This window comes from Pseudomonas asgharzadehiana, assembly GCF_019139815.1.
In the GTDB taxonomy this organism is placed as follows: Bacteria; Pseudomonadota; Gammaproteobacteria; order Pseudomonadales; family Pseudomonadaceae; genus Aquipseudomonas; species Aquipseudomonas asgharzadehiana.
On record NZ_CP077079.1, the window covers coordinates 1555297 to 1579288 of the forward strand.

General features: G+C 59.3%; 22 protein-coding genes. 16 read left to right on the plus strand and 6 right to left on the minus strand.

Annotated elements, in window-relative coordinates; genetic code table 11:
- Positions 1 to 34: 34 nt before the first annotated feature.
- Together dapD and KSS96_RS07130 are read right to left on the minus strand one after the other, a co-directional pair.
- The gene (gene dapD / locus KSS96_RS07125) at positions 35 to 1069 is read right to left on the minus strand and encodes a 2,3,4,5-tetrahydropyridine-2,6-dicarboxylate N-succinyltransferase (RefSeq protein ID WP_017529705.1); all 1035 of its coding nucleotides are present in this window, start codon (positions 1067 to 1069) and stop codon (positions 35 to 37) included.
- 32 nt (positions 1070 to 1101) lie between these two features.
- Positions 1102 to 1410: an arsenate reductase gene (locus tag KSS96_RS07130; RefSeq protein ID WP_231984831.1), complete on the minus strand. Its 309-nt coding sequence runs from the start codon at positions 1408 to 1410 to the stop codon at positions 1102 to 1104.
- Between the two features lie 266 nt (positions 1411 to 1676).
- Here KSS96_RS07130 and KSS96_RS07135 point away from each other — a divergent pair, with 266 nt between their 5' ends.
- The gene (locus KSS96_RS07135; protein WP_065877161.1) at positions 1677 to 3320 is read left to right on the plus strand and encodes a Na+/H+ antiporter; all 1644 of its coding nucleotides are present in this window, start codon (positions 1677 to 1679) and stop codon (positions 3318 to 3320) included.
- Between the two features lie 31 nt (positions 3321 to 3351).
- Here KSS96_RS07135 and KSS96_RS07140 read toward each other — a convergent pair whose 3' ends face one another.
- The 4 genes from KSS96_RS07140 to map all read right to left on the minus strand — a co-directional run bounded on the left by KSS96_RS07140 (position 3352) and on the right by map (position 8953).
- Positions 3352 to 4050 carry a M12 family metallopeptidase gene (locus KSS96_RS07140; protein WP_217855942.1) on the minus strand — a complete coding sequence of 233 codons (699 nt, stop codon included), beginning with the start codon at positions 4048 to 4050 and terminating at the stop codon, positions 3352 to 3354.
- Between the two features lie 113 nt (positions 4051 to 4163).
- Positions 4164 to 5363, minus strand: coding sequence for a succinyldiaminopimelate transaminase (gene dapC / locus KSS96_RS07145; protein ID WP_017529700.1), 1200 nt, complete (start codon positions 5361 to 5363; stop codon positions 4164 to 4166).
- A gap of 38 nt (positions 5364 to 5401) precedes the next feature.
- On the minus strand, positions 5402 to 8104 hold the full coding sequence (locus KSS96_RS07150) for a [protein-PII] uridylyltransferase (RefSeq protein ID WP_217855944.1): 2703 nt from the start codon (positions 8102 to 8104) through the stop codon (positions 5402 to 5404).
- 66 nt (positions 8105 to 8170) lie between these two features.
- On the minus strand, positions 8171 to 8953 hold the full coding sequence (map, locus tag KSS96_RS07155) for a type I methionyl aminopeptidase (protein ID WP_017529698.1): 783 nt from the start codon (positions 8951 to 8953) through the stop codon (positions 8171 to 8173).
- Positions 8954 to 9340: 387 nt separating this feature from the next.
- On the opposite strand from map, the gene rpsB reads away from it, so the two are divergent.
- The 15 genes from rpsB to rnhB all read left to right on the plus strand — a co-directional run bounded on the left by rpsB (position 9341) and on the right by rnhB (position 23983).
- Complete coding sequence (rpsB, locus tag KSS96_RS07160; RefSeq protein ID WP_003189158.1) at positions 9341 to 10078, plus strand: 30S ribosomal protein S2; 738 nt, start codon at positions 9341 to 9343, stop codon at positions 10076 to 10078.
- Positions 10079 to 10270: 192 nt separating this feature from the next.
- Positions 10271 to 11134, plus strand: coding sequence for a translation elongation factor Ts (gene tsf / locus KSS96_RS07165; protein WP_017529697.1), 864 nt, complete (start codon positions 10271 to 10273; stop codon positions 11132 to 11134).
- Positions 11135 to 11343: 209 nt separating this feature from the next.
- Positions 11344 to 12087, plus strand: a complete 744-nt coding sequence (gene pyrH, locus KSS96_RS07170) for a UMP kinase (RefSeq protein WP_003172271.1) — start codon at positions 11344 to 11346, stop codon at positions 12085 to 12087.
- Positions 12084 to 12641: a ribosome recycling factor gene (gene frr, locus KSS96_RS07175; RefSeq protein ID WP_017529696.1), complete on the plus strand. Its 558-nt coding sequence runs from the start codon at positions 12084 to 12086 to the stop codon at positions 12639 to 12641. The genes pyrH and frr overlap by 4 nt, the downstream gene beginning before the upstream one ends.
- 17 nt (positions 12642 to 12658) lie before the next feature.
- Complete coding sequence (gene uppS / locus KSS96_RS07180) at positions 12659 to 13414, plus strand: polyprenyl diphosphate synthase (RefSeq protein ID WP_017529695.1); 756 nt, start codon at positions 12659 to 12661, stop codon at positions 13412 to 13414.
- Positions 13415 to 14224: a phosphatidate cytidylyltransferase gene (locus KSS96_RS07185; protein WP_017529694.1), complete on the plus strand. Its 810-nt coding sequence runs from the start codon at positions 13415 to 13417 to the stop codon at positions 14222 to 14224.
- Entirely contained in the window at positions 14221 to 15411 is a 1191-nt protein-coding gene (gene ispC / locus KSS96_RS07190; RefSeq protein WP_065877160.1) for a 1-deoxy-D-xylulose-5-phosphate reductoisomerase, read from the plus strand. Before KSS96_RS07185 ends, ispC begins: the two co-directional genes overlap by 4 nt.
- 53 nt (positions 15412 to 15464) lie before the next feature.
- Complete coding sequence (gene rseP / locus KSS96_RS07195) at positions 15465 to 16817, plus strand: sigma E protease regulator RseP (RefSeq protein WP_017529692.1); 1353 nt, start codon at positions 15465 to 15467, stop codon at positions 16815 to 16817.
- 74 nt (positions 16818 to 16891) lie between these two features.
- Positions 16892 to 19279: an outer membrane protein assembly factor BamA gene (gene bamA / locus KSS96_RS07200; protein ID WP_017529691.1), complete on the plus strand. Its 2388-nt coding sequence runs from the start codon at positions 16892 to 16894 to the stop codon at positions 19277 to 19279.
- A 46-nt stretch (positions 19280 to 19325) separates the two neighbouring features.
- Positions 19326 to 19829, plus strand: coding sequence for an OmpH/Skp family outer membrane protein (locus KSS96_RS07205; RefSeq protein WP_003172279.1), 504 nt, complete (start codon positions 19326 to 19328; stop codon positions 19827 to 19829).
- Positions 19830 to 19832: 3 nt separating this feature from the next.
- Positions 19833 to 20888, plus strand: a complete 1056-nt coding sequence (gene lpxD / locus KSS96_RS07210) for a UDP-3-O-(3-hydroxymyristoyl)glucosamine N-acyltransferase (protein ID WP_017529690.1) — start codon at positions 19833 to 19835, stop codon at positions 20886 to 20888.
- Positions 20889 to 20998: 110 nt separating this feature from the next.
- Entirely contained in the window at positions 20999 to 21439 is a 441-nt protein-coding gene (fabZ, locus tag KSS96_RS07215) for a 3-hydroxyacyl-ACP dehydratase FabZ (RefSeq protein WP_003172281.1), read from the plus strand.
- The gene (gene lpxA / locus KSS96_RS07220; RefSeq protein ID WP_017529689.1) at positions 21436 to 22212 is read left to right on the plus strand and encodes an acyl-ACP--UDP-N-acetylglucosamine O-acyltransferase; all 777 of its coding nucleotides are present in this window, start codon (positions 21436 to 21438) and stop codon (positions 22210 to 22212) included. Before fabZ ends, lpxA begins: the two co-directional genes overlap by 4 nt.
- A gap of 2 nt (positions 22213 to 22214) precedes the next feature.
- A complete protein-coding gene (gene lpxB / locus KSS96_RS07225) occupies positions 22215 to 23354 on the plus strand; it encodes a lipid-A-disaccharide synthase (RefSeq protein WP_017529688.1) in 1140 nt (379 codons plus the stop codon).
- Positions 23351 to 23983, plus strand: coding sequence for a ribonuclease HII (rnhB, locus tag KSS96_RS07230; RefSeq protein ID WP_068937597.1), 633 nt, complete (start codon positions 23351 to 23353; stop codon positions 23981 to 23983). Before lpxB ends, rnhB begins: the two co-directional genes overlap by 4 nt.
- Positions 23984 to 23992 lie beyond the last annotated feature (9 nt).

The following is a 23992-nucleotide window of genomic DNA, read 5'->3' on the forward strand; positions in this document are numbered from 1 at the left end:
AAGGCGCGGCCCGTTAGTGGCATCGAGTGGCTGCTTAGTTGTGAGCGTGCAGCGCTTCGTTCAGTTCGATCGCCGATTTGTGGGTTTTGCACTCCACGGCACCGGTCTCGGAGTTACGGCGGAACAGCAGGTCCGGCTGGCCGGCCAGTTCGCGCGCCTTGACTACCTTGACCAGTTGGTTTTTCTCGTCGAGCAGTGCGACCTTGGTGCCGGCGGTGACGTACAGGCCCGACTCCACGGTGTTGCGGTCGCCCAACGGGATACCGATACCGGCGTTGGCGCCGATCAGGCAGCCTTCGCCAACCTTGATCACGATGTTGCCGCCGCCCGACAGGGTGCCCATGGTGGAGCAACCGCCGCCCAGGTCCGAACCCTTGCCGACGAACACGCCGGCCGACACACGGCCCTCGATCATGCCCGGGCCTTCGGTGCCCGCGTTGAAATTGACGAAGCCTTCGTGCATCACGGTGGTGCCTTCGCCTACATAGGCACCCAGGCGCAGGCGGGCGGCATCAGCGATACGCACACCGGCCGGCACCACGTAGTCGGTCATTTTCGGGAATTTGTCCACCGAGAACACTTCCAGCAGGTCGCCACGCAGGCGCGCTTCGAGCTGGCGCTCGGCCAGTTCCGCGATGTCGATCGCGCCCTGGCTGGTCCAGGCCACGTTCGGCAACTGTGGGAACACACCGGCCAGGTTCAGGCCGTGAGGCTTGACCAGGCGATGGGACAGCAGGTGCAGTTTGAGGTAGGCCTCAGGGGTGGAGGTCAGCGCGGTGTCTTCGGCCAGCAGAGTGGCGACCAGCGGCGTGTGGCTTTCGGCCAGGCGGCTCAGCAGGGCCGCTTGGGCAGCATCGACGCCTTTAAGTGCGTCAGCCAGTTGCAGGGCCTGGGTCACGGTGAAGGTGATGGCCTGGTTGCCTTGGGTGTAACCGAGGATCGGTGCGATAGCCGCCACGATTTCAGCCGATGGGTTGAGCAACGGTTGTGCGTAAAACACTTCCAGCCAAGCACCTTGGCGGTTCTGAGTGCCGACGCCGAAGCCCAGGCTGAACAGGGAATTGGACATGCTGTTACCTCTACAAAAATGGAAGGGCTGGCCTACTTGAGGGCCGCCGAATAACTTTCTGGCTTGAAGCCAATCAGGGTTCTGTCACCGAGATCGAGCACTGGGCGCTTGATCATCGAGGGTTGTGCGAGCATCAATTCAATGGCTTTCGACTGATCGAGATCGGCTTTGCGTTCGTCTTCGAGTTTGCGAAAGGTGGTGCCCGCACGGTTCAACACCACCTGCCAACCGTGCTCGTTGCACCATTGGGTCAAGTGTTCGCGGTCGATACCGGCCGTTTTGTAGTCGTGGAATTCATAGCTCACCGCGTGCTCATCGAGCCAGGTGCGCGCCTTTTTCATGGTGTCGCAGGCTTTGATGCCGAAAAGGTGCAAGGTTTTGCTTGAAGCGGTCAAGGAATTGCCCCCTTTTGGACTGATGAAAACGAAAGGTTACGGATTATGCCACGACCAGCGGCTTTGGGTGCCGATCGTCCTGCGCGCTGCGACTTTTGTGCAAAAGCCATCGCGTAGCCTGGGCGGGTACCATAGCCGGGAAATATGGCACTTCAACGGCTACGTGTTGCCTGATGTGTCGTAGTAAGTCGATTGTCCGGGAAATCCGCGTTATGCAAACCGCCTACACCGTTCTTATCCTGCTGATGCTGGTCAGCGTTTCGCGTTTGGTGGGGCGTGTCATCCCGCTGCCGCTACCCCTGGTGCAAATTGCCGCCGGCGCCTTGCTGGCCTGGCCCACGCTGGGGTTGCATGTGGCGCTGGACCCGGAGTTGTTTCTGTTTCTGTTCTTGCCGCCATTGCTGTTCTCCGACGGTTGGCGCATGCCCAAGCGCGAGTTGTGGCGCCTGCGCGGGCCGATCCTGACGTTGGCGGTGGGGCTGGTGCTGTTTACCGTGGTGGGTGCCGGTTACTTCATCCATTGGCTATTGCCTACCATCCCTTTACCGGTCGCCTTCGCCCTGGCGGCGGTTTTATCACCGACAGATGCCGTAGCGGTGTCGGCCATTTCCCAGAACCGTTTGCCCAAGCCGTTGATGCATATGCTTCAGGGCGAGGCGCTGATGAATGACGCGTCGGGCCTGGTGACGTTCAAGTTCGCCCTGGCGGCGGCGTTGACTGGGGTGTTTTCCCTTGCCGACGCCAGCCTGACCTTTGTATTGGTAGCGGTGGGCGGCCTGGCGGTTGGTGTAGCGCTGAGCTGGCTGGTCGGTCGTTTGCGAGCCTGGATGATCGCCCGTGGTTGGGATGATCCTGCGACCCATGTGGTGTTCATGTTGTTGCTGCCATTTGCCGCGTATGTATTGGCTGAGCGTCTGGGGGCCTCGGGGATTCTGTCGGCGGTGGCGGCGGGCATGATGCAAAGCTGGCTCGACCTGCTGCCACGCCAGACGAGCACGCGCCTGCTCAACCGCAGCGTGTGGGCGTTGTTGGAGTTTGCGTTCAATGGCTTGATCTTCTTGCTGCTGGGCCTGCAATTACCGGACATTATCAAGGCCGTGGTGAGCCATGAGTCGACGCTGTGGCCGGCGCTGCTCTATCGCGGCCTGGAGGTGCTGGGGATCTTCCTGGTGCTGGTGGTATTGCGTTTTATCTGGGTGCAGAGCATCTGGCGGTTGTCGGGGTTATTGCGTCGCCTGCGGGGGAAAAGCGAGCTGACATTGGTGCCCACTGCGCGATCCTGTTGGCTCTTGACGGTCGGCGGTGTGCGCGGTGCCGTGACCTTGGCGGGTGTGATGTCGGTGCCGTTGTTGCTGGCGCCGGGCAAAGACTTTCCCGAGCGCGATTTGCTGATTTTTATTGCCGCCGGCGTGATCCTGTTTTCGTTGGTCGCCGCCTGCATCGCCTTGCCATTGTTACTGCGCGGCATCGAAAAGAGCCCCGACGAGAAGCGGCATAACGAAGTGCGTGAAGCCTGGAAAAAAACCGCCGTGGCCGCGATTCATGCCCTTGAAGCTGAAGAGCCTGGCGAAAGTGAAACCCCGGACGCCGCCCAGGCCGCGCTGGCCGCCGAACTCAAGGCGCGGCTGATGTCGGAATATCGCCATCAGTTGGACGTGTTCAACGACTCGGCCGAAGCCCAGGCGCTGGCGCGTCAGATGGATTTGCTGGAGCGAAAGTTGCGACTCAAGGCCCTGCGCGCGCAACGCTTGGAGCTTTACAGCCTGAGCCGTCATCACCAGATCGGTGATGACGTATTGCGCGAAGTGTTGGCGGATCTGGATATGAGCGAGGCGAATCTGGGCGTGATGAAATAGCGGCCGGCAGGCTCTGCACGCCGTCAGGGGGTCAGCTGTACAGCCTGCGCGCGATGGCTTTGTCGCCGTCAGAAAGCCAGTGTTGGGTATCGACACCTTTGGCGTCGTGGGTTACGTAACCGGGGTACGCGTAGTGCATGACGGATCGACTGTCATAGCGTGTGACCTCCAACCGATCACCCACCGGCAGTTCCAGGATCTGGCTATAGACCAGTTCTCTGGGGAAATGATCACTGGCGTAAGCCTTGTAGACCGCGGGTTTGTTCCAGTTGATCGTGTGCTCGGGGTTCTGGTGTTCGTGCAGCAGCCCCAGGGCATGTCCGAACTCGTGCAAAACAGTTGCGCGAAATGTCTTCGAGTCATCGTTGCGCTCCAAATGCAGCGTGGGCTCGTTCAGGGGGATGTTGCCCGCGTCGGTGCCGATCACGGACCAGTTTCCCTTCAGACTTTCGTCGTCGCAAATGCGGATATCACCCTCTCTGCTTCTGACGATGCGAAATTGCAGGGCCGGAGTGTTGTGGGCCCACTCCTGGATTGCATCTACCGCCAAGGCGGTGCTTTTTTGATCTTTCAAATCCAACGAAACGGTAATAACGCCGGGAGGCCAGAGCTTGCGGTTATCGGCCAGGCCTCTTTTCACTCGCGAAGTGCCGGCAGAAGCTGGCGGTTCGTGGTCGATGGGCGACAGGTTGGAAGGGAGGTTGACCGAGTGTTGGGATGTCAGACGCATGCGTTCTACTCTTGTGGTAATGCGCCGAGTAGTGGCAAGCGCGTGGCAGCTGGTTCCCTGTGCTATCGCGCCGGGCGCCCGCACTGCATTGCACAGTGCGGGTTTTGCAAGGGTTACGACCTGCGCTGAATAAACGCGCGAATCCGTTCAGCCGCTTCGACGCACTCGGCCAGCGGCGCAACCAGTGCCAGGCGCACTCGCCCGGCGCCCGGGTTGAAGCCATCCACTTCGCGCGACAGATACGAGCCCGGCACCACGGTCACGTGTTCCTCCACGAACAGGTCACGGCAGAAGGCGGCGTCGTCGCCATTCACATTCGGCCACAGGTAAAAACCGCCGTCGGGGTGTTGCACGTCCAGCACCGGCTTGAGGATCGCCAGCACGGCGTCGAATTTCTCGCGGTACAGGTCGCGGTTGGCCAGTACGTGGGCCTCGTCCTGCCAGGCGGCGATGCTGGCCAACTGGGTTTGTACCGGCATCGCGCAGCCATGGTAGGTGCGGTAGAGCAGGAAGGCCTTGAGGATATCGGCATCACCGGCGACAAAACCAGAACGCAGGCCGGGCAGGTTGGAACGCTTGGACAGGCTGTGAAATACCACGCAACGCTTGAAGTCCTGGCGACCCAGTTCAACGCAGGCGCTCAGCAGGCCCGGCGGCGGGGTTTGTTCGTCGAAGTACAGCTCGCTATAGCACTCGTCGGCGGCGATGACGAAGTCGTATTCGTCGGCCAGGGCGATGAGTTTTTTCAGGGTCTCGACCGGGATCAGTGCACCGGTCGGGTTACCGGGGGAGCACAGGAACAGGATCTGGCAGCGTTTCCAGATATCCGCCGACACCGCATCAAAGTCCGGGTTGAAGCCATTTTTGTCCAGGCAAGGCAGGTAGTGTGGCTTGGCCCCGGCCAGGAACGCGGCGCCTTCATAGATTTGGTAGAAGGGGTTCGGGCTGACCACCAATGCATTGTCGCCACGGTTGACCACAGTCTGGGTGAAGGCGAACAGCGCTTCGCGAGTGCCATTGACCGGCAGGATATGGCGCGCCGGGTCCAGCCACCCCTTGGGCACATCGAAGCGGCGTTCGCACCAGGCGCCGATGGCCTCGCGCAAGGCCGGGATGCCCAATGTGGTGGGGTATACCGCCATCTGGTCGAGGTTGTTGCTGAGCGCCTCGGCGACAAAGGTCGGCGACTTGTGCTTGGGCTCGCCGATGGACAGCGCAATCGGGCGCTTGTCCGGGTTCGGTGTGACGCTGCCGAGCAGGGCGCGCAGTTTCTCGAATGGGTAGGGCTGCAGCTGGTTCAGGGCGTTGTTCATGGGAATCTCGTGCAAGGCGTTAAAAACTGGAATGAGGTTTAGATCGTCAGGCGCGTCAGCTCGACACCGGGTTCCTGAGTCACGCTCAACTGCTGCACGATGGCTTCCTGCAATCGTAGGCACAGCTCAGGATCGGACAGCGGCTGGTTGTCGGCGTCGGTAATGAAGAACACGTCTTCCACGCGCTCGCCGAGGGTTGCAATCTTGGCGTTCTGCAGCGACAGGTCGAATTCCAGGAAGATCCCACCGATGCGTGCCAGCAGGCCTGGGCGGTCCGGTGCGCTGAGTTCCAGCACCGTGACCGGGCGTTGCGCATCATTGGAGATGGTCACCTGGGGCGCGAAGGCAAAGTGCTTGAGCTGGCGGGGCACACGACGCTGAATGATGGTGGGGTAGTCGTCCGGGTTGCGCAGGGCTTCGGTGAGGCCTTCGCGAATCTTTTTCACCCGCGCCGGGTTGTCGCCGATGGAGTCGCCGTCGGTGTCGAGCACGATGTAGGTGTCGAGGGTGAACTGGCTGCTGGAGGTGATCACGCGTGCGTCATGGATGTTCAGGTTGAGCTGGTCCATGGCGGCCACGGTTACGGCGAAAAAGTCATGCTGGTCGGGGGCGTAGATGAAGATTTGCGTGCCCCCTTCGAACTCGCGCTGGGTGGTTTCCTTGATCAGCACCAACGGGCCGCCATCGGCCGGCTGCTGCAGGATCGCGTCGGTGTGCCAGGCCACGTCGCCTGCGGTGTGGCGCAGGAAGTAGTCGTCGCCCAGTTGCGACCACAATTGCTCGACATCGTCCGGGTCGTTGCCGCCGCGCACCAGAATATCCAGCGCCGCGCTTTGGGTGCGGCGGATCTGCTCTTCGCGGTCCACCGGGTTTTCCAGGCCACGGCGCAGGGCACGCTTGGTCTCGGTATACAACTGGCGCAACAGGCTGGCGCGCCACGAGTTCCATAGCGTCGGGTTGGTGGCGTTGATATCGGAGACCGTCAGCACGTACAGATAGTCGAGGCGGGTTTCATTGCCGACGATCTGCGCAAAGTCGTGGATCACCTGCGGGTCTGACAAGTCCTTGCGCTGGGCGGTGGTCGACATCACCAAGTGGTTCTGCACCAGCCAGACGATCAGGCGGCTGTCCCATTGCGGCAGCTGATGACGCTGGCAGAACGCCTCGGCGTCGACCGCGCCGACTTCCGAGTGGTCGCCATGCCGGCCCTTGCCGATGTCGTGATACAGGCCGGCCAGGTAGATCAGTTCCGGCTTGGGCAGCTTGGCCATCAACTTACTGGCCAGCGGGAATTTCTCTGATACCTGGGTGTATTGCAGCTTACGCAGGTGCTTGATCAGGTTCAGGGTGTGGGCGTCTACCGTATAGATGTGGAACAGGTCGTGCTGCATTTGCCCGACGATAAAGCCGAATTCCGGCAGGTAGCGCCCAAGGATGCCGTAGCGGTTCATGCGGCGCAGGTTGCGGTGGATGCCGATCTTGCACTTGAACAGCTCGATGAAGAGGCTGGTGTTACGGATGTCGTTGCGAAAGTCGTCGTCGATCAGGTGCCGGTTTTCCCGCAGCAGGCGGATGGTGTCGGCGCGTACGCCTTTGATTTCCGGCTGCTGGGCCATCAGCACGAAGATTTCCAGCATGGCGAACGGGGTACGCCGGAACACGCTGTCGTTGCGCGCCTCGATATAACCGTCATGCAACTGGAAGCGCGCATTGATCGGCTGCGGCGGCGCTTCGTCTTCGGGGGCCAGGATCACTTCTTCGAAGTGCTGGATGATCAGGTCGCTGAGCTGGGCAATGCTCATGACCACCCGGTAGTACTGCTGCATGAAGCTTTCGATGCTGGTCTTGGCGTCCTCGCCTTCGAAACCCAGCAGGGTGGCGATGGAGCGCTGGTGGTCGAACAGCAGGCGGTCTTCCGAGCGCCCGGCGAGCATGTGCAGGGCGTAGCGCACCTTCCACAAAAACTCCTGGGACGAAGCCAGCAGGGCGTTTTCGCTCTCCACCAAAAAGCCTTCGCCGGCCAGGGCGCGCAGGTTCAGGGTGCCGTACTGGCGACGGGCGACCCACAAAATCGTCTGGATGTCGCGCAGCCCGCCCGGCGAGCCTTTGACGTTGGGCTCCAGGTTGTATTCGGTGTCGTTGTATTTGTGATGCCGGGCCTTCTGCTCGGCACGCTTGGCCAGGAAGAACTCCTTGCTCGGCCACATATGCGCGGTGCTGGTGACTTCGAGCATGCGCTGGCGCAGGCGCTCGGGGCCGCAGATGGTGCGACTTTCCATCAGGTTGGTGACGACCGTCAAGTCGGCACGGGCTTCTTCGGCGCATTCGTCGACCGAACGAACGCTCTGGCCGACTTCCAGGCCGATGTCCCACAACAGTGTAAGAAACCGCTCAATGGAATCGCGAAAGATCTCATGGTCGGCGCTGTCCAGCAGGATCAGTAGGTCAATATCGGAGTAGGGATGCAGCTCGCCCCGACCGTAGCCACCGACCGCTACCAGCGCGATATCGGCATCTTCGCTCCAACTGAACTGTTCCCAGGCCTTTTGCAGGATGTTGTCGACAAACCAGGCGCGGTCTTCGATCAGCCGGCGGATGTCCCGGCCGCTGCGAAAGCGCTCATCGAGCACCTCGTGAGCCTGGCGGATCGCCTTCTTGAATGCGGCGATGGGGCTCGCCTTCAGGGCCAGCTCGGCCTGGAACTGGCCACGGTCGAAGAGTTCGGGATCCACCTGGGGCATCGATCGGCTTTCCTTTCTATCTGTCAGTCAGTCACAACACGCTGTGGGGGAAAACCTGGGCAACCTTCAGGCTGAAACGCGTGGGATCGTGTCGTCGGCGCGCAAGGTGAAGATCTCGTAACCGGTTTCGGTGACCAGCAAGGTGTGTTCCCACTGGGCGGATAGCTTGCGGTCCTTGGTGATGGCGGTCCAGCCGTCGCCCAGTACCTTGGTGTCGGCCTTGCCCTGGTTGATCATCGGCTCGATGGTGAAAGTCATGCCCGCCTTGAGTTCCATGCCGGTGCCGGCACGGCCGTAATGCAGGATCTGCGGCTCTTCGTGAAAGACTGTGCCGATACCGTGGCCGCAGAACTCGCGTACCACCGAGAAACCGTTCTTTTCGGCGTGCTTCTGGATGACTTCACCGATATCGCCCAGGCGGCAGCCAGGCTTGACGATTTCAATGGCTTTGTACATGCATTCCTGAGTCACCTGGGACAGGCGCTCGGCCCAGACCGGCACGGTGCCGACGTGGAACATGCGGCTGGTGTCGCCGAAGTAGCGGTCCTTGATCACGGTGACGTCGATGTTCAGCGTGTCGCCATCCTTCAATGGCTTGTCGCCCGGAATGCCGTGGCAGACCACGTGGTTGACCGAGGTGCAGATCGACTTGGGGAAGCCTTTATAGTTGAGCGGGGCAGGGATGGCCTTTTGCACATTGACTATATAGTCGTGGCAGATCTGGTTCAGCTCTTCGGTGGTGACGCCGGGCTTGACGTGCTCGGCAATCATTTCCAGCACGTCGGCAGCCAGCTTGCCGGCAATGCGCATGCCGGCGATGTCTTCGGCGGTTTTCAAACTAACGGTCATACAGGCTCTCTCTAGCGCGACGCGCTGAAATCAATACGGTTTACGGGCGTGCGACAAAAGGTTACAGAATTCGCACAAGCCACAAAAAACGCGATTCTACCAGACGCGGGTGGTAAACCATGAGCCCCTGACGATCGCTTCTCTCTATAGGGTGGGGTTAAATCCGCTCTATTCAACGGGTTGCCTATACGCCGCTCACGTCAGGTGTGATTGCGGGTTTCGTTTTCGCCCTTCGTGTGGTATAAAATGCGCCGCTTTCCGGGGATGCCCCGAAAGGCTTAAATCCACACACGTGTCGACACGATGACCTGGGTGCCGGAGGCCTTGATGCCGCTGGTTGGTCATTGGGATACGTGGAGGCCAAACCCGACTTATTAAGGAACTATCATGTCCCAAGTCAACATGCGCGATATGCTGAAGGCCGGTGTGCACTTCGGTCACCAGACCCGTTACTGGAACCCGAAAATGGGTAAGTACATTTTCGGCGCGCGTAACAAGATCCACATCATCAACCTTGAAAAAACCCTGCCAATGTTCAACGAAGCTCTGACTTTCGTAGAGCGCCTGGCCCAGGGCAAAAACAAGATTCTGTTCGTCGGCACCAAGCGTTCCGCTGGCAAGATCGTTGCTGAAGAAGCAGCACGTTGCGGTTCGCCGTACGTCGATCACCGCTGGTTGGGCGGCATGCTGACCAACTTCAAAACCATCCGTGCTTCCATCAAGCGTCTGCGTGACCTTGAAGTGCAAGCCGAAGACGGTACTTTCGCCAAGCTGACCAAGAAAGAAGCGCTGATGCGCTCCCGTGACCTGGAAAAGCTCGATCGTTCGCTGGGTGGCATCAAGGACATGGGCGGTCTGCCTGACGCACTGTTCGTTATCGACGTTGATCACGAGCGCATCGCGATCACTGAAGCCAACAAGCTGGGCATCCCTGTTATCGGCGTTGTCGATACCAACAGCAGCCCGGAAGGCGTTGACTACATCATCCCAGGCAACGATGACGCAATCCGCGCTATCCAGCTGTACATGGGTTCGATGGCTGACGCTGTAATCCGTGGTCGCAACCACGTTGCTGGTGGTACCGAGCAGTTCGTTGAAGAAGCTCCGGTAGCCGCAGCTGAGTAAGTGACGCCCTGGCGTTGACTCAGTAAGCAAAAAGGGGGCTTGGCCCCCTTTTTGCCACCTCGAAAACCATTTGTCGGCAGCGCAGCTACAACATCTGTAACGTGCAGCGGCTAACAAGGGTGGTTCGGGAAGAATTGATCCCCCGTTCGATCGGGTGGAATGGTTGAAAACCTATCCAAGAGGAATTTGAAAATGGCAGCAATTACTGCAGCGTTGGTTAAAGAACTGCGTGAGCGTACCGGCGAAGGCATGATGGATTGCAAGAAGGCCCTGGAAAAGGCTGACGGCGACATCGAAAAAGCCATTGATGACATGCGTGCTTCCGGCGCCATCAAGGCTGCCAAGAAAGCAGGCAACGTGGCTGCTGAAGGCGCTATCGCTCTGAAAGAAGACGGCAAGTCTGCTGTTCTGCTGGAAGTGAACTCCCAGACCGACTTCCTGGCTCTGCAGGACGACTTCAAGGCATTTGTTGCTGCCAGCGTTGAAAAAGCGTTCGCCGACAAACTGACTGACGCCGCTCCGCTGATCGCCGCTCAAGAAGCTGATCGCCTGGTACTGGTCGGCAAGGTTGGCGAAAACGTCAACATCCGTCGCCTGGTGCGCGTTGAAGGTGATGTGGTTGGTGGTTACCTGCACGGCAACAAGATCGGTGTTGCGGTTGTGCTCAAAGGCGGTAACGTTGAACTGGCCAAAGACATCGCTATGCACGTAGCGGCCAGCAACCCTGAGTTCCTGCTGCCTTCGGAAGTTTCTGCCGAAGCCATCGAGCGTGAAAAAGCTGTGTTCCTGCAGCTGAACGAAGAAAAAATCAAAGGCAAGCCAGAAAACATTGTTGAGAACATGGTCAAAGGCCGTATCAGCAAGTTCCTGGCCGAAGCAAGCCTGGTTGAGCAGGCGTTCGTCAAGAACCCTGAAATCAAGGTTGGCGAGCTGGCTAAGAAAGCCGGTGCTGAAATCGTTTCCTTCACTTACTTCAAAGTAGGCGAAGGCATCGAGAAGCCGGTCGACAACTTCGCTGAAGAAGTTGCTGCCCAGCTGGCTGCCGCTAAGCAATAAGACAGTTTTCAACTGTCGCCCGAAAGAGGCTGCCCGCTCACGCGCGCAGCCTCTTTTCAAATGGGCAGGCCAATTTTATTTGGCTTCCCCTCGGAACTGGCTTACAAAGCCGTGTTCCGATGGCGCTGTGATAGCGTCCAGCTAGAGTGAATGCAAGCCGTAAACGGCTCGCCAAGAATTTTTAAAATACGCCGCAGGAGAGATTCGCAATGGCTCAGCAGGGCAGTGGTTATCAGGCTCGCTATAAACGCATTCTACTCAAGCTCAGCGGCGAGGCCCTGATGGGCTCGGAAGAGTTCGGGATTGATCCCAAGGTGCTCGACCGTATGGCGCTGGAAGTCGGCCAACTGGTCGGTATCGGCGTACAAGTCGGCCTGGTGATTGGCGGCGGCAACCTGTTCCGCGGCGCGGCACTGAGTGCGGCCGGCATGGATCGGGTTACCGGCGACCACATGGGCATGCTGGCCACTGTGATGAACGCCCTGGCAATGCGCGACGCCCTGGAGCGTGCCAATATCTCGGCAATCGTGATGTCGGCTATTTCCATGGTCGGCGTGACCGATCACTATGATCGCCGCAAAGCCATGCGCCACCTGAACGCCAAGGAAGTGGTGATCTTCGCCGCTGGCACGGGTAACCCGTTCTTCACCACCGACTCGGCAGCGTGCCTGCGCGCCATCGAGATCGATGCTGACGTGGTGCTCAAGGCTACCAAGGTGGATGGCGTGTACACCGCAGACCCATTCAAAGACCCGCATGCCGAGAAGTTCGATCATCTGACCTACGATGAAGTGCTGGATCGCAAGCTGGGTGTGATGGACCTGACGGCTATTTGCCTGTGCCGCGACCACAAGATGCCGCTGCGCGTATTTAACATGAACAAGCCCGGCGCCCTGCTGAATATCGTACACGGCGGCGCGGAAGGGACTCTGATCGAGGAAGGCCAACAATGATCAACGAAATCAAGAAAGACGCCCAAGCGCGTATGCAAAAATCCCTGGAGTCTCTGAGCCACGCATTCGGCCAGATTCGTACCGGCAAGGCGCACCCAAGCATCCTGGGCAGCGTGATGGTGCCGTACTACGGCACTGACACTCCGCTGAGCGGCGTGGCCAACGTGACCGTTAAGGATTCGCGCACCCTGCAGGTCGTAGCGTTTGAGCGCAACATGCTCGCCGCTGTCGACAAGGCCATCCAGAGCGCCGGCCTGAACCTCAACCCGACCAACCTGGGTGAGTTGCTGCTGATCTCCATGCCTGCCCTGACTGAGGAAACCCGCAAGGGCTTCACCAAGCAGGCGCGCAGCGCGGCTGAAGATGCACGCGTTGCTGTGCGTAACATCCGTCGCGATGCCTTGGGTGACCTGAAAAAACTGGTCAAGGACAAGGAAATCAGCGAAGACGAAGAGCGTCGTGCCGTTGCCGATATCGACAAGCTGACCAAAGATGCCGAGGCCCAGATCACCAAGGCCACGGAAGAAAAAGAAAAGGACCTGATGGCCGTATAAGGGGTCAGGACACCTTCATGGAAAAGACCAAGCAGACTGTACCCTCAGTGGTGCCGCGCCATGTCGCGATCATCATGGATGGGAATAATCGCTGGGCGAAAAAACGCTTTATGCCAGGTGTCGCCGGGCATAAAGCGGGTGTCGATGCGGTGCGGGCGGTGATCGAGGTGTGCGCTGAGGCGAAGGTCGAGGTATTGACCCTGTTCGCCTTCTCCAGTGAAAACTGGCAGCGCCCGGTCGACGAAGTCACGGCTTTGATGGACTTGTTCTTCAAAGCGTTGCGTCGCGAGGCCAAGCGCCTCAACGATAACAACATCAGCCTGCGCATCATCGGTGACCGCTCGCGGTTCCACCCTGAATTGCAGGCGGCTATGCGTGAAGCCGAGGCCATTACGGCGGGTGCGGACCGTTTTGTGCTGCAGATTGCAGCCAACTACGGTGGCCAGTGGGATATCGCCCAGGCCGCGCAACGGCTGGCCCGTGAAGTGCAGGCCGGTCATCTGCGGCCCGAGGACATCACGCCTGAACTGTTGCAAACCTGTCTGGTAACCGGCGACCTGCCGTTGCCGGACTTGTGCATCCGTACCGGTGGCGAGCATCGCATCAGCAATTTCCTTTTGTGGCAGCTGGCTTACACCGAGCTGTACTTCTCCGACCTGTTCTGGCCGGACTTCAAACACGATGCCATGCGCACTGCGCTGGCAGATTTCGCTTCCCGTCAGCGGCGTTTCGGTAAAACGAGCGAGCAGATCGAAGCTGGAGCCCGGGTTTAAATGCTAAAACAACGAATCATCACAGCACTGATCCTGTTGCCGATCGCCTTGTGTGGGTTTTTCCTGCTCGATGGTTCCGGTTTCGCCCTGTTTATCGGTCTGGTCGTCACCCTGGGTGCCTGGGAGTGGGCGCGCCTGGCAGGTTTCAGCGCGCAGCTGCCACGCGTGGCCTACGCCGCTGCCGTGGCAGTGTTGCTGTTCCTGATGCATACCCTGTCGAGCATCGTCGTGCCCTGGGTGTTGGGCGCTGCGGTGTTGTGGTGGGCGCTTGCGACCTACCTGGTGTTGACGTACCCGCGTACCAGCGCGCAGTGGTCCAGCGTGGCCAGCAAGTTGGTGATCGGTTTGTTGATTCTGTTGCCTGCCTGGCAAGGGCTGGTGGAAATCAAGAATTCGCCGATGGGCAACTGGCTGATCATGGCGGTGATGGTGCTGGTGTGGGGGGCCGATATCGGTGCCTACTTTTCGGGGCGAGCATTCGGCAAGCGCAAGCTGGCGCCCGCAGTCAGTCCCGGTAAAAGCTGGGAAGGCGTATACGGCGGTCTCGCGCTGACCTTGCTGATCACCGTGGTGGTGGGTGTGGTGCGCGATTGGCCGGTGAAGGAAATCTTCCTGGCCCTGGTGGGCACGGCCATTGTCGTCTTCATCTCGGTCGTGGGCGACCTCACCGAAAGCATGTTCAAGCGCCAGGCCGGGATCAAGGACAGCAGTAACCTTCTGCCGGGTCATGGTGGCGTGCTGGACCGTATCGACAGCCTCACCGCGGCCATTCCGATCTTTGCCGTACTGTTGTGGATGACCGCTTCGTGAGCCGCCTGCAACAAGTAACCGTGCTGGGTGCCACCGGTTCGGTGGGCCTGAGCACCCTGGATGTGATCGCTCGTCACCCGCAGCGCTATCAAGTCTTTGCTCTCACCGGGTTTACTCGCCTGGCCCAGTTGCTGGCCCTGTGCGTACGCCATGCGCCGCGCTTTGCCGTGGTGCCTGAGGCGGGCGACGCGCAAGGTCTGCAGGAGGATCTGCGGGCTGCCGGGTTGGCTACGCGTGTGCTGGTGGGGGAGGAGGGCTTGTGCCAGGTCTCGGCCGACGCCGAGGTGGACACCGTGGTGGCTGCTATCGTCGGTGCCGCGGGCCTGCGCCCGACCTTGGCGGCCGTCGACGCCGGTAAGAAAATCCTGCTGGCCAATAAAGAAGCACTGGTGATGTCTGGCGCGCTTTTTATGCAGGCCGTGCGTAAAAGCGGTGCCGTGTTGCTGCCGCTGGATAGCGAGCATAACGCCATCTTCCAGTGCATGCCTGGTGACTATGCCCGTGGCTTGAGTCAGGTAGGCGTGCGCCGCATCCTGTTGACCGCTTCCGGTGGCCCGTTCCGGCAAACTCCGTTGAGCGAGCTGGAGCATGTGTCGCCAGATCAGGCGTGTGCGCATCCCAACTGGTCCATGGGGCGCAAAATCTCCGTGGATTCGGCAAGCATGATGAACAAGGGCCTTGAGTTGATCGAGGCGTGCTGGCTGTTCGATGCGCGGCCTGATCAGGTCGAGGTGGTGATCCACCCGCAAAGCGTGATTCATTCCTTGGTTGACTACGTGGACGGCTCGGTATTGGCGCAGTTGGGAAACCCCGATATGCGCACGCCGATTGCCAACGCCCTGGCCTGGCCGGAGCGAATTGATTCCGGTGTGGCTGCCTTGGACCTGTTTGCAATTGCCCGCCTGGACTTCGAGGCGCCGGACGAGCAGCGCTTTCCTTGCCTGCGCCTGGCGCGGCAGGCGGCGGAGGCGGGTAATAGCGCGCCGGCGATGCTCAATGCGGCAAATGAAGTGGCGGTGGCGGCATTTCTCGAACGGCGCATCCGCTTTCCACAGATCGCGAGTATCATCGAGGACGTCCTGAGCCTTGAGCCAGTTGTGGCGGTGGATGATCTGGATGCGGTATTCGAGGCGGATGCCAAGGCCCGGGCGCTTGCCGAACACTGGTTGAGCCGCAACGCGCGTTAGCCTGTGGGGGCGTTTGCGCCTCCAGGCACTGGATTGGAATGCGGAGAAATTAGATGAGTGCGCTTTACATGATTGTCGGCACCCTGGTTGCTCTGGGTGTACTGGTTACCTTTCACGAATTCGGTCACTTCTGGGTGGCGCGTCGTTGCGGCGTCAAGGTATTGCGCTTTTCCGTTGGTTTCGGCATGCCGCTGGTTCGCTGGCATGATCGTCGTGGCACCGAGTTTGTAATCGCGGCCATCCCGCTGGGTGGTTACGTCAAGATGCTCGACGAGCGCGAAGGGGAGGTGCCGGCTGATCAGTTGGACCAATCCTTCAATCGCAAGACCGTTCGTCAGCGTATTGCCATCGTCGCCGCCGGCCCGATCGCCAACTTCCTGTTGGCGATGCTGTTTTTCTGGGTCCTGGCCATGCTGGGGAGCCAGCAGGTACGTCCGGTTATCGGCGCGGTTGAGGCGGACAGTATTGCGGCCAAGGCCGGTCTGGTAGCGGGGCAGGAAATTGTTTCCATTGATGGCGAGCCGACCACGGGGTGGGGCGCCGTCAATTTGCAGTTGGTGCGTCGCCTGGGTGAAAGCGGCACCGTCAATGTCGTGGTGCGTGAGCAGGATTCCACTGCTGAAACCCCGCGTGCACTGGCCTTGGACCATTGGCTCAAAGGGGCCGATGAGCCTGATCCGATCAAGTCCCTGGGTATTCGTCCGTGGCGACCTGCACTGCCGCCGGTGCTCGCCGAGCTGGATCCGAAAGGTCCGGCCCAGGCCGCAGGTCTGAAAACCGGTGACCGTTTGTTGGCGCTCGATGGCCAGGCGCTGGGCGATTGGCAGCAAGTGGTCGACCTGGTGCGTGTCCGTCCTGATACCAAGATTTTGCTGAAAGTTGAGCGCGATGGTGCTCAGATTGACGTGCCGGTGACTCTGGCGGTTCGCGGGGAAGCCAAGGCGGCCGGGGGTTACCTGGGGGCTGGAGTCAAAGGTGTCGAGTGGCCGCCATCCATGGTGCGTGAGGTGAGTTTCGGGCCGTTGGCGGCAATTGGCGAAGGCGCGAAACGCACCTGGACCATGAGTGTGCTGACCCTCGAATCCCTCAAGAAAATGTTGTTCGGTGAGCTCTCGGTAAAAAACTTGAGTGGACCGATAACCATTGCTAAAGTGGCGGGCGCTTCTGCCCAGTCGGGTGTCGCGGATTTCCTGAATTTCCTGGCTTATCTGAGTATCAGCCTGGGGGTTCTGAATTTGCTGCCCATTCCCGTATTGGATGGGGGGCATCTGTTGTTTTATCTGGTCGAGTGGGTGCGTGGTCGCCCCTTGTCGGATCGGGTGCAGGGTTGGGGGATACAGATCGGTATCAGTTTGGTGGTCGGGGTGATGTTATTAGCCTTGGTCAACGATCTGGGTCGACTGTAACGCTTCGCTGAATTGCGAATCTGCCGCATTTTGCGGCAGTTTGTTTATTGCCAGTTGGAATAAGAAAGGACTTCATGAAACGTCTGCTGCTAACTGCGGTTCTCACCGTATTGATGATCGCCGAAGTTCACGCCGAGTCCTTCACCATCTCCGATATTCGCGTCAACGGCCTCCAGCGGGTTTCCGCGGGTAGCGTCTTTGGTGCCTTGCCGTTGAACGTCGGGGAACAGGCTGATGACCGTCGCCTGGTGGAATCCACTCGTGCGCTGTTCAAAACCGGGTTCTTTCAAGACATCCAACTGGGTCGCGAAGGCAACGTCCTGGTCATCACCGTCGTCGAGCGACCTTCCGTCGCCAGTATCGAGATCGAAGGCAACAAAGCGATCTCCACTGAAGACCTGATGAAGGGCCTCAAGCAATCCGGCCTGGCCGAGGGCGAGATCTTCCAGCGCGCCACCCTTGAAGGTGTGCGTAACGAACTGCAACGCCAATACGTTGCCCAGGGCCGCTACTCCGCGACCGTGGAAACGGAAGTGGTGCCGCAACCTCGCAACCGTGTCGGCCTCAAGGTCAACATCAACGAAGGTACCGTGGCGGCGATCCAGCACATCAACGTGGTGGGCAACACCAAGTTTGCCGATGAAGACCTGATCGACCTGTTCGAACTCAAGACCACCAACTGGCTGTCGTTCTTCAAGAACGATGACAAGTACGCCCGTGAAAAACTCTCCGGTGACCTGGAGCGTCTGCGTTCCTACTACCTGGATCGCGGCTATATCAACATGGATATCGCCTCCACCCAGGTATCCATCACCCCGGACAAGAAACACGTCTATATCACCGTCAACGTCAACGAAGGCGAGAAGTACAAAGTTCGTGACGTGAAGCTGAGCGGCGACTTGAAAGTGCCTGAAGACCAGGTCAAGTCACTGCTGTTGGTGCAGAAAGACCAGGTATTCTCGCGCAAGCTGATGACCACTACGTCCGAACTGATCACCCGCCGCCTGGGTAACGAAGGCTATACCTTCGCCAACGTCAATGGCGTACCGACTCCGCACGATGAAGACCATACCGTGGACATCACTTTTGTGGTCGACCCGGGCAAGCGTGCCTATGTGAACCGCATCAATTTCCGTGGCAACACCAAGTCCGCCGACGAAGTGCTGCGTCGTGAAATGCGCCAGATGGAAGGTGGCTGGGCGTCGACTTACCTGATCGACCAGTCCAAGACCCGTCTGGAACGCCTGGGCTTCTTCAAGGAAGTCAACGTCGAAACGCCAGCCGTACCCGGTGTGGACGACCAGGTCGACGTGAACTACGCCGTAGAGGAACAAGCCTCGGGTTCGATCACCGCCAGCGTTGGTTTTGCACAGAGTGCCGGCCTGATCCTGGGTGGTTCCATCACCCAGAACAACTTCCTCGGTACCGGTAACCGTGTGTCCATCGGCCTGACCCGAAGCGAATACCAGAGCCGCTATAACTTCGGTTATACCGACCCCTACTGGACTGCTGACGGTGTGAGCCTTGGCTACAACGCCTTCTATCGCACCACCGACTACAAAGATCTCGATGTTGATGTTGCAAGCTATGCGATCGACAGCCTGGGTGCCGGCGTCAACGTCGGTTACCCGATCAGCGAGACGTCGCGTCTGACGTTCGGCCTGACCGCGCAACAGGATGAGATCAAGACCGGTGTGTACACCGTGGATGAAATCTTCGACTTTACCCGTCGCGAAGGCGACAAGTTCCTGAACTTCAAGGCGTCTGCCGGCTGGTCCGAGTCGACCCTGAACAAAGGCGTGTTGGCAACCCGTGGTCACTCCCAGAGCCTGACCCTGGAAACCACCACGCCGGGCAGTGACCTGTCGTTCTTCAAACTCGACTACCGTGGCCAGTTGTTCCAGCCGCTGAGCGATAACTACACCATGCGCCTGCACACTGAGCTGGGTTATGGCGACGGTTATGGTTCGACCAATGGCCTGCCGTTCTATGAAAACTACTACGCGGGTGGTTTCAACTCCGTACGTGGCTTCAAGGACAGCACCCTGGGGCCGCGTGGTACACCAAGCCGTGGTGTTGGCGTGACCGGTAACCAAGGCACTACGGTCGACTCCGACAATGACCCGCTGCCATTCGGTGGTAACGTGTTGATCCAGGGCGGTGCGGAAATTCTGTTCCCGCTGCCGTTTGTTAAAGATCAGCGGTCGCTGCGTACGTCGGTCTTCTGGGACGTGGGTAACGTGTTCGACTCCAAGTGCGAACAGGTCACCAACCCAAGCGGCGTGAAGTCCAACACTCAGTGCAACGACGTGAGCCTCAGCAATCTGGCGAGCTCCGTGGGTGTGGGTGTGACCTGGGTGACTGCGCTTGGCCCGTTGAGCTTTGCTCTGGCCATGCCGATCAAGAAACCGGATAACGCTGAAACCCAGATTTTCCAATTCTCCCTCGGCCAGACGTTCTAAGCGTCTGACCCAAGATAACGACAACGGATTCTGTAGGAGTTGCATTGTGCGTAAGTTGACTCAATTGGTTCTGCTGGCCACCGTGCTGGTAACCACCCCGGCCTTCGCCGAAATGAAAATCGCCGTTCTGAACTATCAGATGGCTCTGCTCGAATCCGACGCGGCCAAGAAGTACGCCGTGGATGCCGAGAAAAAATTCGGTCCGCAACTGACCAAGCTCAAGACCCTGGAAAGCAGTGCCAAGGGCATCCAGGATCGTCTGGTAGCCGGTGGTGACAAGATGCAGCAAGGCGAGCGCGAGCGTCTGGAGCTTGAATTCAAGCAAAAGGCCCGTGACTACCAGTTCCAGTCCAAGGAACTGAACGAAGCCAAGGCTGTTGCCGACCGCGAAATGCTTAAGCAGCTCAAGCCTAAACTCGACAGCGCAGTGGAAGAAGTCATCAAGAAAGGTGCCTTTGACCTGGTGTTCGAGCGTGGCGCAGTGATCGACGTCAAGCCTCAATACGACATCACCCGTCAGGTGATCGAGCGCATGAATCAGCTGAAGTAAGCCATGACCGCGATTATCAGGCTCGGCGAGTTGGCCGAGTTCCTGGGGGCTACCTTGCGTGGCTCCCCGGAGAAGGAAATTACTGGGCTAGCCACCTTGCAGGAGGCTGGCCCAGCTCAGTTGAGCTTCCTCGCAAATCCTCAATACCGTAAATACCTCATCGACAGCCGCGCTGCAGCCGTATTGCTGAAGGCCGCTGATGCTGAAGGGTTTGCCGGGGATGCGCTGGTGGTGGCCGACCCCTACCTGGCCTATGCGCGGGTGTCGCACCTGTTTGATCCGAAACCCAAGGCTGCCGGCGGTATTCATCCGTCGGCGGTCATCGCCGATGATGCCCAGGTTGACCCTGCGGCGAGCATTGGTGCGTTTACGGTGATCGAGAGTGGCGCCCGTATCGCGGCCGGTGTAACGGTTGGTGCGCATTGTTTTATTGGCGCACGCTGCGAAATCGGTGCGGATGGTTGGTTGGCCCCGCGCGTGACCTTGTACCACGATGTGCGTATCGGTGAGCGTGTGGTAATTCAATCCGGTGCTGTGATCGGTGGTGAAGGCTTTGGCTTTGCCAATGCCAAAGGTGTCTGGCACAAGATTGCCCAGGTCGGCGGCGTATTGATCGGCGACGACGTGGAAATCGGGGTGAACACGGCTGTCGATCGCGGGGCCCTGGCCGATACCGTGATCGGTAATGGTGTGAAGCTCGACAACCAGATCCAGATCGCTCACAACGTTCAGATTGGCGATCACACCGCCATGGCCGCATGCGTGGGGATTTCCGGCAGCACCAAGATCGGCAAGCATTGCATGCTCGCCGGTGGCGTAGGGCTGGTGGGGCATATCGATATTTGCGACAACGTATTCATCACCGGCATGACCATGGTCACTCACTCGATTACCGAGCCTGGGGCCTACTCTTCCGGTACCGCCATGCAGCCTGCGGCTGAATGGCGTAAAAGTGCAGCGCGTTTGAGGCAGCTCGACGACATGGCTCGACGTCTCAAACAGCTGGAAAAGCGTGTTGGGGACGTGACCCCTGGCGGTAATGCTTCATCAGAAGGCTGATACCATTTCCATATCAAGTGTGCACAGCCGCTAGACTTGCCTCCTTGATTTGCTAGCGGGGCGTGCGTTATTCGCCCGCCCCCAATCTTTATTACAGGCTTCCCCCCGAAATGATGGACATCAACGAGATTCGCGAATACCTGCCTCACCGTTACCCGTTCCTGCTGGTGGACCGCGTAGTGGACCTCAATGTTGAGGAAAAGCGCATTCGTGCCTACAAGAATGTCAGCATCAACGAACCGTTCTTCAACGGTCACTTCCCTGCGCATCCAATCATGCCAGGCGTATTGATCATCGAAGCAATGGCCCAGGCTGCCGGTATCCTTGGTTTCAAAATGCTCGACCTCAAGCCTGCCGATGGCACGCTTTACTATTTCGTGGGCTCCGACAAGTTGCGTTTCCGCAACCCGGTTACCCCGGGTGACCAGTTGATCCTGGAAGCCAAGTTCATCAGCTGCAAGCGCCAGATCTGGAAATTCGAATGCCAGGCCTCGGTAGACGGCAAGCCGGTATGCTCCGCCGAGATCATCTGCGCGGAACGCAAACTATGAGTTTGATTGACCCTCGCGCAATCATCGATCCGTCGGCCGTTCTGGCCGCCGACGTTGAGGTCGGCCCTTGGTCGATCATCGGCGCAGGTGTGGAAATCGGCGAGGGGACTGTCATCGGGCCGCACGTGATCCTTAAAGGTCCGACCCGCATTGGCAAACACAATCGTATCTACCAGTTCTCGTCGGTAGGCGAAGACACCCCGGACATGAAGTACAAGGGTGAAGAAACACGTTTGGTAATCGGTGACCACAACATCATCCGTGAAGGCGTGACCATTCACCGCGGTACTGTGCAGGATCGTGCGGAAACCACCCTGGGTGATCACAACCTGGTGATGGCCTATGCCCATATCGGCCACGACAGTGTGATCGGCAACCACTGCATCCTGGTCAACAACACTGCGTTGGCGGGCCATGTGCACGTTGATGATTGGGCGATCCTGTCCGGTTTCACCCTGGTACATCAGTACTGCCATATCGGCGCCCACAGCTTTTCCGGCATGGGTACCGCCATCGGCAAGGACGTTCCGGCGTTCGTCACGGTGTTCGGCAACCCGGCCGAGGCCCGTAGCATGAATTTTGAAGGCATGCGCCGTCGTGGTTTCAGCGAAGATGCGATCCATGCGCTGCGCCGCGCCTATAAGGTGGTGTATCGCCAAGGGTTGACGGTAGACCAGGCATTGACCCAACTGACCGAGCCGGCAGCGTTGTTCCCGGAAGTCGCGGTGTTCCGTGACTCGATCCAGGCGTCGACTCGCGGCATCACCCGCTGACCATGGCCAATCTGCGTATCGCGCTGGTGGCGGGAGAGGCTTCCGGCGATATTCTGGGCGCAGGTCTTATGCGGGCTCTCAAGGCCCAGCACCCTGCGGTTGAGTTTATTGGCGTCGGCGGTCCGCTGATGCAGGCTGAAGGCCTCACGTCTTACTTCCCCATGGAGCGCCTGTCGGTCATGGGCCTGGTGGAAGTGCTGGGTCGCCTGCGTGAGCTGCTCGCTCGGCGCAAGCTGCTGATCCAGACGCTTATCGAAGAAAAGCCTGACGTCTTCATTGGCATCGACGCGCCGGACTTCACCCTCAATATCGAACTCAAGTTGCGTCAGGCCGGCATCAAGACCGTTCACTACGTCAGCCCGTCTGTGTGGGCCTGGCGGCAGAAACGTGTGCTGAAGATCCGTGAAGGTTGTGACCTGATGCTGACGTTGCTGCCCTTCGAGGCCCGTTTCTACGAAGAGAAGGGCGTGCCGGTTCGGTTTGTCGGGCACACATTGGCCGACACCATCCCTTTGCAGGCAGACCGCACAGCTGCGCGTGCCGAACTGGGCTTGCCCGACGGTCCACTCGTCGCATTGATGCCTGGCAGTCGCGGTGGCGAGGTTGGTCGTTTGGCCAGTGTGTTTTTCGATGCCGCCGAGCGACTGCAAGTGTTGAAGCCAGGCGTGCGTTTCGTGTTGCCCTGCGCCAGCCCGCAGCGTCGTGCGCAGATCGAAACGCTGCTGGAAGGTCGCACCCTGCCGTTGACCTTGCTCGACGGCCAGTCGCACCTGGCGTTGGCGGCCTGTGATGCGGTGCTGATCGCCTCGGGTACAGCGACGTTGGAGGCTTTGCTGTACAAGCGTCCGATGGTCGTGGCCTACCGTCTGGCGCCGCTGACGTTCTGGATTCTCAAGCGCATGGTCAAGAGTCCCTACATCTCTTTGCCCAATTTGCTGGCCCAACGCCTGTTGGTACCGGAGTTGTTGCAGGACGATGCAACGCCCCAAGCCTTGGCGCAAACCCTGCTCCCCTTGATCGACGGCGGCGAAGAACAGACCCGCGGATTTGACGAGATTCATCGCACCTTGCGTCGTGACGCGTCAAACCAGGCGGCAAACGCCGTATTGAGCTTGATTGGCCATAAACAGGAAGCCTTATGAGCACGCAGATGGGGCTGGATTTCAGCCTGGTTGCCGAGGCCCACGAACTGGTGGCCGGGGTTGATGAGGTGGGGCGCGGGCCTTTATGTGGCGCCGTGGTTACTGCGGCGGTGATCCTTGATCCGAGCCGTCCGATCCTCGGCCTCAACGACTCGAAAAAACTCACCGAAGCGCGCCGTGAAAAGCTCTTCGACGAGATATGTGAGAAGGCCTTGAGCTGGCATATCGCCCGGGCCGAAGTCGAAGAAATCGACCAGTTGAATATTCTCCACGCCACCATGCTCGCCATGCAGCGTGCGGTGGAAGGCCTGCATATCACGCCAAAAATGGCGATGATCGATGGCAATCGTTGCCCGAAACTGACCATGCCCTCCGAGGCGGTGGTCAAGGGTGATAGCAAGGTGCCGGCCATTGCGGCTGCCTCAATCCTGGCCAAGGTCAGCCGTGATCGTGAAATGGCGGCTTTCGAATTGATCTACCCCGGCTATGGCATCGGCGGCCATAAAGGCTACCCGACCCCCGTTCATCTGGAAGCCCTGGCCCGCCTTGGCCCCACGCCGATCCATCGTCGCTCGTTTGCCCCTGTACGGCTGGCTTACGAGACGCGCGGGAGTCTCATCGAGGTTTAGTCGCGAGGC